The 8985-nt window shown below is 35.4% G+C and carries 11 protein-coding genes; 4 read left to right on the top strand and 7 right to left on the bottom strand.

The window, feature by feature from the left end; all coding sequences use genetic code 11:
- On the top strand, nucleotides 1-117 hold a 117-nt coding region (locus RDN22_RS10305; RefSeq protein ID WP_308554877.1), incomplete at its 5' end, for an IS3 family transposase.
- Nucleotides 118-175: 58 nt separating this feature from the next.
- On the opposite strand, the gene RDN22_RS10310 is transcribed toward RDN22_RS10305, so the two are convergent.
- The 7 genes from RDN22_RS10310 to RDN22_RS10340 all read right to left on the bottom strand — a co-directional run bounded on the left by RDN22_RS10310 (nucleotide 176) and on the right by RDN22_RS10340 (nucleotide 5986).
- Nucleotides 176-1087: an HNH endonuclease signature motif containing protein gene (locus RDN22_RS10310; protein ID WP_308558009.1), complete on the bottom strand. Its 912-nt coding sequence runs from the start codon at nucleotides 1085-1087 to the stop codon at nucleotides 176-178.
- Entirely contained in the window at nucleotides 1088-1732 is a 645-nt protein-coding gene (locus RDN22_RS10315; RefSeq protein WP_308558011.1) for a YfbR-like 5'-deoxynucleotidase, read from the bottom strand.
- 73 nt (nucleotides 1733-1805) lie between these two features.
- Nucleotides 1806-2930, bottom strand: coding sequence for a glycosyl hydrolase family 8 (locus tag RDN22_RS10320; protein WP_308558013.1), 1125 nt, complete (start codon nucleotides 2928-2930; stop codon nucleotides 1806-1808).
- Nucleotides 2931-2944: 14 nt separating this feature from the next.
- Entirely contained in the window at nucleotides 2945-4252 is a 1308-nt protein-coding gene (locus tag RDN22_RS10325; RefSeq protein WP_308558014.1) for a glycosyltransferase family 2 protein, read from the bottom strand.
- Between the two features lie 131 nt (nucleotides 4253-4383).
- Entirely contained in the window at nucleotides 4384-5244 is an 861-nt protein-coding gene (locus RDN22_RS10330) for a hypothetical protein (protein WP_308558016.1), read from the bottom strand.
- A 115-nt stretch (nucleotides 5245-5359) separates the two neighbouring features.
- Nucleotides 5360-5500 carry a hypothetical protein gene (locus tag RDN22_RS10335; RefSeq protein ID WP_003548644.1) on the bottom strand — a complete coding sequence of 47 codons (141 nt, stop codon included), beginning with the start codon at nucleotides 5498-5500 and terminating at the stop codon, nucleotides 5360-5362.
- An 81-nt stretch (nucleotides 5501-5581) separates the two neighbouring features.
- Complete coding sequence (locus RDN22_RS10340; RefSeq protein ID WP_308558019.1) at nucleotides 5582-5986, bottom strand: iron-sulfur cluster biosynthesis family protein; 405 nt, start codon at nucleotides 5984-5986, stop codon at nucleotides 5582-5584.
- Nucleotides 5987-6187: 201 nt separating this feature from the next.
- Between RDN22_RS10340 and RDN22_RS10345 the strand changes: the two genes are divergently transcribed.
- The 3 genes from RDN22_RS10345 (at nucleotide 6188) to htpX (ending at nucleotide 8856) form a co-directional block, all read left to right on the top strand.
- Nucleotides 6188-7294 (top strand): SLC13 family permease, encoded by a 1107-nt coding sequence (locus RDN22_RS10345; RefSeq protein ID WP_308558020.1) that lies wholly within the window; start codon nucleotides 6188-6190, stop codon nucleotides 7292-7294.
- A gap of 102 nt (nucleotides 7295-7396) precedes the next feature.
- Nucleotides 7397-7957 carry a LemA family protein gene (locus RDN22_RS10350; RefSeq protein ID WP_308558021.1) on the top strand — a complete coding sequence of 187 codons (561 nt, stop codon included), beginning with the start codon at nucleotides 7397-7399 and terminating at the stop codon, nucleotides 7955-7957.
- A gap of 11 nt (nucleotides 7958-7968) precedes the next feature.
- Nucleotides 7969-8856 carry a zinc metalloprotease HtpX gene (gene htpX / locus RDN22_RS10355; protein ID WP_308558023.1) on the top strand — a complete coding sequence of 296 codons (888 nt, stop codon included), beginning with the start codon at nucleotides 7969-7971 and terminating at the stop codon, nucleotides 8854-8856.
- Nucleotides 8857-8985: the final 129 nt, after the last annotated feature.

The raw sequence follows: 8985 nt of genomic DNA on the forward strand, positions 1-8985 counted from the left end.
GCTCAAGCTATAGAGGAATATATCAAATACTATAACGAAGAAAGGATAAAGAGCAGATTAAAAGGCTTAACTCCGAAAGAATATCGGAATCAAGCCTCTATTAATCCTATGTTTTAAAATGTCTACTTTTTAGGTCCCACTTCATTTTCCTAATTGAAAATGAGCTTTTTTATATTTAAATGATATCTTTATTTTCTTTGATACGTGCTAATTTCCATCCCGTATCAAAATAAGTTTTGCGAGTTTGACGCAAATCATCATAATCACTTTGCAAACTATCAATAGCGTCCTGAAGGCTCTTATTTTGCTTTCTAATGGCATTTAATTCAGGACTATTAATTACACCCTTAAGGTGAACTTGAGCTGCTAGATAGCGACGACGGTGCTCAAACTCTTCTCTTAAGGTGCCTAGTGCATCTTCGTACTTAACTAGCTTTTTATTAATATCAGAAATTTGATCATTTAATTGAATAAATAATTTATAGGGCATGTCTGACTTAATACGATTGCATTCAGCACAAGCCAAGGTTAAATTATCTAAATCATTGTTGTGGCTCAATGATACTGGATCCTTGTGATCCACGCTGTGGCCACGTCTACCACAATATTGACAGCGATATTTGTATTTAGCTCTAATGCGTTCACGATCAATAAAATTAACTTCATTTAATTGGAAATTGATCGTTAAACCCAGTTCCTTTAAGTTTTGCTCAAAAGTTATGCCTTGATTAGGCACATGGGTTTTACCATCTTCACTTTTAATCACGGCCAAGTTAAAATCAGATCGTTTAATCTGCTGGCGAGCAATTTCATTGCCATCATAATCTTGTAAAAAGGCTTCGTATTTTTTGCGATCCTTTTTATTTTTCACAATAAAGTTTTGCTCTTTTTGCTCCTTAGCTCCAACAAAGGTATAAAGCAGACTTTGAGCAAATGTTTCTACAGCATTATTGGCGTAGTCTTCTGGGTTTAAATTGCGAGTTAAGCAAATATCACAAATACTGGTTAACTTAGGATTCATTAACCCCTCTTGCTTAAAATGCAAAGAGTCCATACGTAAACCGCATGAACTACACATAAATTTCACCTAATCATCCCCTAACAAAAGAATGCTAAAAGCTATTCGTTGCATCTTATCCTTTCCCGCAAAATCACCTTTAAAAAGATCTGGCAAAATTTTCTTAATAAAGTATTGTACGCAAACCAAGTCATCGAATTTCTTGATGGTTTCAAGACTTTCTTTGAACATTTGCATATAAACTGGGTTAGGATTGCCTAATTCAATTTCTCCATAGGCTTCATATAACAAATCTAATTTATCACAGATTGATAAAATCTTGCCTTCCAAAGTATCGTCTTTAGCTTCTGAAAGTCGCTTAGTGTAAATTTCTTGGAATTCCTTTGGAATTTCATCCTTAATGAACTTGGTTGTCATTGTTTCCTCAACGTCGCCAATCATCTTTCTAAGTTGAGGAGTTGCGTATTTAACTGGTGTCTTAATATCACCAATGAAACGCTCAGTATAATCATGGTTCAAGCTCTTTTCATAAAGGGCCTTCCAATTGACTTTCTTATTGCCATGAACTTCTTCGATGTCACCCATCATTTGTGCAAGCTCAGCTGTTCTAAAGCAGTGGTCTGCAACTGAGTGGTGATGATACTTGAAGTAACCTGGAGCACGATCAATTGACTCTAAACTGTTAAAACCTTGAATGTATGCATTTAATCCCATTTATTTTTCCTCCTCAACAACATAAAAATTTTTACTATGTTACCAAAAAAATAAACGAACTGCAAATATTCAATTACATTTTATCAGCGCCTAAAGCAGTAATAGTTGTTAAAGCTGCATCGTAATAATTATTTCGTGGTAAATGTTTAGCAAAAATATATTGTTGCGACATAAATAAGTTGTCGTAACCCTTTTTTCTGTTAAAGCTTACGGCATAGAAAATAGGTGCACTGAAGCTGGCAGATTGATAATTATTAATCGCCTTACCTTTTAAGGTATAACCAGCAAGAAGTACTGTGCGTTTACTGAAGAACTTCAGCATTCGATTCACAATCTTTTTAGCTAGTCGATCGTGGCTTTCTGCTAACATCATTGGCACACGGCAAGCATTAGCTGAAAAATTGCCATCATCTTTAGTGGCTATAGTATTCGGCTTTACCGGCTTAGCATTCGTAGCACTAACCCATGCAAAGTCTGGTACCAAGCCTGTTTTATGCCTGCGGCTAAGTTGATATAAACGTTTAAGCATTGTGTCTTTAATCGTCAGCCAACGCTTATCGCCAGTTGTTTTATAAAAATTATCAAAGAATTCCGGCATCACATCAGAAGTACGCATCAAATTATAATATTTAGACTTTTCATTAGCCCAATTACCTACCGTTAAGGTCTGAGTCTTGGCATTGTATTCATAGCGTAAAACATCCTGCAGGATTCTTACTGCCTCATCTTTGTAATAAATATTTTCATATTCTTTGCTTGCCAAAATTAATGCCTGGGCAATAAATAGATCACCATCTGTTGCAGTATTTTTATCTACATGCCACTTGCCGTTTTTTTCAACTTCGCGCCAAGACATTAAAAAGGTCTTTCTATGATTAATCGTTTCGCGATGTTTTAGATAAAAATTGTTTAATTGTTCAAATTGCTTTTTATTGCCAAAGCCGCGTTTAGCAGCTAAAGCTGAAATATACATGCCATAACCTTGTCCTTCAGATAAGGCCGTCTTTTTATTTGAATGAGGCGTCGTATTCACGTAGCTCTCATCTTGATTAATTTTGACAATATAATGGCTTTGCCATTGCTTATAAAAGGTGCTGCGCAACTGGCGATCATTGCTCAGTCTTACATAGGCCATGATTGCCGTAAAAATAGCAATTATCACTATAAAAAATAGCGGCATATACTTTAGTCTCTTCATTTTATCTTCCCTAGTTAGTCAGCAAATCTCTTCGTCTTAACCCATTTTGTTCCATCACGATGGAAAATTTTATCGCCAAATACTGAACAAACAGCGTGAATTGAAACGATGATGAACAATTGCGAATAAGTAAAATATGATGCTAGAGAAAGCCAAATTTGTTCAGTTGTGGCTTGTCCATATTGCGTGCACATAGCTACGTTTATTTGCAACATATATAGCAAAATCATCAATAGCCAATTAAGCAGTAAGATTTGTGCTAACAAAATGTTGCTAGAACTAATCGTAAATGGAAGCTGCACATATGGATTCCAAATGTGAATGACCATCGTGCATAAGTTAGCTAGGAAAATGAAGTTGGATAAGACAATAGCGGCATTAAACCAGAAAAAAGTACAAGAATAATAGAAAGTTTCTAGTTTTACGCGCCAATTACTCTTATCAAAAATATGCTTAAAATTATTGATAACTACTTCATAGTTACCCTTAGCCCAGCGAAGTCTCTGGAAATAGTAGTCCTTTAACCGTTCTGGTTCTTGCTGGAAAGCTTCAGAATTATAAGCTAAGGCAATCAACTTACCAGACCCCATAATCTTAAACGAAATATCAGTATCTTCTGTTAACGCACCATTACGCCAACCGCCAATTGATTCAACGTATTCTTTATTAATAATGAAATTAGTTCCAGGAATACGGCCGATCTTGAATAATTGCCAAATACCGCAGTGTTGGATTCGCTGCGTTACAACTATTTCCTGGTTAATACATCTAGTCAAAAAGTTTTGCTTAGCGTTACGCGTTTTATTACGACCAAATGCGGCCATGTAGCGCTCCGGATTTTCCTGTACTTTTTTAACTAAAAAATACAAAGCATTCTCTTCGGGCATCGCATCCGCATCATAAACGCCAAGATATTCACCATGAGCAATTTTTAGAGCATCATTTAATACACTGGCTTTACCACCTGAGCCGCTTCGTCTGATAACTTGAGCATTACTATCTTTATATTCTGGATTCTCTAATACCTTATCCAAAACATCGGCCGTATGATCTTCACAATTATCCGCATAAAACAGTACTTCTAGCTTATCTTTTGGATAATTCAAATTTAAAATTGCCGTTGCAGTTTTTTCAATTACCAATTCTTCATTGTGCGCTGGCACAACAATTGTTACCTTAGGATAGTGCTTTAGCGGTTCTACCTTAACCAAAAGCTTGCTGTGTTTAAGCCAAAAAGCGATTGCTCCACTTAAAGTAATGATCGACATAAGCAGAGACATCCAAATTGAAATAAGCGTGATTATTTGCATTGCATTATTCATCTTTATCTCTCCTTCTTGTCTTAATCAGCGTTTCTTCGACATTTCTGTATATTTTCAACGAACAAAAGAAAATGACGACAAAGCAGATAATAAAAATTAATGTAATAACAACCGCTAATGAATAAAACCAATCAGTCATTTTGATCATCCTTTAAGTATTCAACGATGATATCTGTTTCAAGACCGCTTTCAAGGTGTTTCTCTAATTTTCTCAAATCAGGGAACTTCTTATAATTGTCAAGATCAACTTTTTGAGCAGCTACTTTAAACTTAATCGGAAATTCTACATCCATATGTTGTAATTTCTTCTGCGTTTTTTCGTTTATCTTCTTAAAGGTCGAATCATCAAGTTGTGGGGAAATAACCATGAAAGTTCCATCCCCTGTGTAATAAATAAATTCACTCTTCAAACGTGTCTTTTTTAAGATCATAGAAATATTTCGTAAAACTTCCGCATGATATCTAGGGTGATATTCTTCAATTTGTTGGTGTCTAGCCCAATTAATCAGTTCAACGTTCATCCACAAATTCATATCAGAGTATTTAGCGAATTGATGCAATTCACGTTGATAAAATTTATTGGCATTATAGTAAGTCTGCAATTTTAAATTTAAATCGTAGTGTGACAAGTGCCTTTTAAAATCATCCTCATTTTTTTGCGTTATATTCCAATGCAAAACATGATGGCGCACCACGCTAAGCAAACTTGATTCAATAGGAAAAGCAATAATTAATAGGATTTTCTCATTAAATGGCATTACCACATAGCCTAACAAGAGAAAGCCAGTCGCAATCGTCGTTAGAATAATTATCAGCCAACTTACCGTATACCTAGATGAAAACAGTCCTACAAATATTGCTAAGATAAATATCATCGTTAATCCGTTAACCACATTGGATGAAAAGTAGTCAGCTACTCCCAATACGATTACCGGAAAGAGCAATGACAACATCAATGCAAAATATACTAGTCGAATATATTTTTTAGTCATTGTCTTATCCTCAATTCTTCAAAATTACCAATGCAAGAAAAAAAGACCACTAAGAAAAAGTTCTAAATGATCTCTACTTAGTAGTCTCTTTATTTCTTATTTTTTAAAAACAAGATTACTTGTTTTCGTCTTTTGCGGCCTTGTTAAGAAATGCAACAACTGCTGCTACGTGAGCAACACGCTTCTTTGCGTTTCTCTTGTTCTTAGGTCTTTGGTTTGGTTCACAACCAGTGTTGTAATTTTCACCTTTACGCATAGTACTATACTTCCTTTCAGATTTTCGAAAATCTAGTATAGTTTACCATGCCAGACCCTTCAGATCAAGTTTTCAATTATTTTAACATTGACCGCCGTTTTTTAAATCATCTGCAGTAACGGCTTCTGGTACGTATTGTGATACTGTTACGCCACCATCAATAATGCCGCTGTCTGATGACAAACTTAAAGTAGAATTACGTGCATTTACTACCAATCCTGGTTCAAAGAAAGTTGTCTCAGGTTCTGCAGTATATAAATCGAGACCCGCGTTGTTTTCAAGCTTAATATCGTATTTAGGATCTGCTTTAGGCAAAATTACAAATTGGAAGCTATCACCAATGGTGCATGTGCCGCCTTTTTTAGAATACTTATTTGATCCATCGTCCAAAGCTAGAATCACAATTTGATGATCTTTATCCATCTTGCTTTTAATAAAATCAGCTGCTTCTGGTTTAATGTTGATTGAAAATTTTTCTTGTGTCATATCCAATCCCTCGATTCATTTTATTACGTCTGTTATTCACTTACTTAAATATAGCACGTTTAAATGATTTTCCCTACAAAAATGCTCAAAAGTATTCTAAATCTTTAGTTTTTTCAAATTTATCATTGCAAGCCACCTTAAAAAGGCTCAAAATGATACATAGGGTTTTTAGACGATTGTAATACGTAAGGGGGACCTTTTATGACCGTCTTAAAGAATATTGCTAAAGATAGAATTTTACAGATTACAGTTTTAATTACAGTAGTTAGCCTTTTTTTTGCTAGACCGAGGCTTGCAGATATAAACTTCCATACTTTATGGTCTGTTGCCACTATGTTAACTCTGATCCAGATCTATGCTTATTTGCACGTTCTGGATGTTTTAGCGTACAAGCTTACGAGTATTGCGGATAATACGCGTAAGTTGAACATGTTGTTTACGGTTTTATCTGTTATCGCCGGCATGTTTTTGGGTAATGATATTACTGTATTAACTTTAATTCCACTTTATTTAAATATTGCTAAGCGCTACAAGTTGCCACAAATTTTACCAGTTACTTTAATTGGTATGGGTGCAAATATCGGGGCCGCGTTTACTCCTTGGGGTAATCCCCACAACATTTTCTTGGTTAGTCGCTTCAATATTACGCCATTAGTCTTCTTTAAATGGTCAGTGCCTTATTTGATTATTTCTATGATAATCATGATTTTGGTCTTTTTGTTTGTTCCTAAAGAAGAAATTCCAGTTCAAAAGACTGAACCTATTAGAATCAGCTGGCGTCCTACTATTATTACAACGGCTGTTTTTATCTTCTTCTTCTTTGGAGTTTTCAGAATCGTCAATATCGTTTGGCCAATGATTGTAGCGATCGTTTTAGCTCTAGCAATTAATCCGCGGATTATGCTTAAGATCGACTATGCATTGCTCTTAACTTTCACTGGTTTCTTTATCTTTATCAGTGATATCCAACAAATTCCAGCAATCGTTAACTTAATCCACATGACAGTTCACTCCGAGATTTCAACGTACTTCGCTTCAATTATTACTAGTCAAATAATGAGTAACGTTCCTTCAACTATCTTAGTTGGTAAGTTTACTAATTATGCGCAAGCGCTGTTTCTTGGATCAAACATCGGTGGTTTTGGTTCCGCAATCGGTTCAATGGCCAACATGTTAGTTATGAAGACATTCAACCAACATGCTACTGTTAGCCGCAAGAAATTCTTTATTCAATGGACGATCATGCAGTTTGCTGGCTTGATTATTTTAACCATCGTTGGATTAGGACTATTAATCTTTAGAATTTAAAATTTTTTCAAGAATGCTTTATCAGCATTCTTTTTTATTGTCCTTAAAACTACAATCAGATAAAATTTAAATAATATACATTTATTTATGAGGAGGATACTTATGACACCACTTTTATGGATCCTTTTAGCCATTGTTGTATTAATTATGGCTATCTACATTACTGCTTATAACGGCTTGCAAAGAGCCAAAGTTTACACAGACGAAGCTTGGAGTCAAATCGACGTTCAATTAAAGCGTCGTAATGATTTAATTCCTAACTTAGTTGAAACAGTTAAGGGCTACGCTAAACATGAAAGCGACACATTAGAAAAAGTTGTTTCTTTACGTAACCAATTAACTCAAGTTTCAGCTGACAATCACGAAGAAATTCAAAAGATTTCTAATGAAATTACTGATTCATTAAAGACAATTTTCGCTTTATCAGAAAATTATCCTAATTTAAAAGCCAATCAAAACTTCTTAAGCTTGCAAGAAGAATTGACCAACACCGAAAACAAGATTGCTTACTCTCGTCAACTTTACAATTCAAGTGCTGCTCAATACGATCAAAAGCTTTTGACTTTCCCATCAAATATTGTGGCTAAAATTCACCACTTCACTAAGGTTGACTACTTAGAAACCCCAAAGGAAGAAAAAGAAGTTCCAAAAGTTAAGTTTTAGAGGATACCAAAATGCTATACCAACAAATTGCACGTAATAAACGCAAAACTGTAGTGGTTATGGCTGCCTTTGTTATCATCTTAACTTTAGTTGGAGCAGGCTTCGGCTATTTACTTAGCGATACGCCATGGACAGGTATATTTATTGCATTAATAGGTAGTTTAATCTACCTACTTTTAGTAATGCGTGACCCTGCCAACATGGTAATGAGCTTGAACCACGCCCAAGAAATTCACGAGCAAGATAATCCTCAGCTTTGGCATATCGTCCAAGATATGGCGATGGTAGGACGCGTCCCTATGCCACGCGTTTTTATTATTAATGACCCCAGCCCTAATGCATTTGCGACAGGTCGTGATCCCGATCATAGTGCTGTTGCTGTAACTCAAGGACTACTTGATTTAATGGATCGTGAAGAACTAGAAGGTGTGTTAGGACACGAAATTTCACACATTAGAAATTACGATATCCGTTTATCAACTATCGCTGTTGTATTAGTTGGAGTTATCTCTTTTCTTTCTGGAATTGCCAGTCGCTTTATTTGGTTTGGCGGCGGAAGCCGAGATGATGACGACGATAATAACAATGCATTTGTAATGATTTTCAAGATTGTGGCAATTGTATTTGTTTTAATTTTAGGTCCATTATCTGCATCCCTTGCCCAAATGGCTTTATCCAGAAACCGCGAATTTTTAGCAGATGCTAGTTCAGTAGAATTAACTAGAAATCCGCAAGGACTCATTTCTGCTTTAACCAAAATCGAAGGCAGTCAGCCAATGAAACAAGCTGATCGCTCAAGTAGTGGCATGTATATCGAAAATCCATTTAAACATAGTGGCAGCCTTTTTGATACGCACCCACCTACTTCTGAGAGAATCAAAAGATTGCAACAAATGTAAATAAAAAAAGAATCTGGAAAATCCAGATTCTTTTTTTCTACGTAAAGTCAAGTCTCATCTAGGGTTAGACCTGATATTTTTAGATAATTGTCCTTGATTGTTTTTTGAGGGCCGATTTATTTTTCGTTG

Source organism: uncultured Lactobacillus sp. (assembly GCF_902491705.1).
GTDB lineage: Bacteria > Bacillota > Bacilli > Lactobacillales > Lactobacillaceae > Lactobacillus.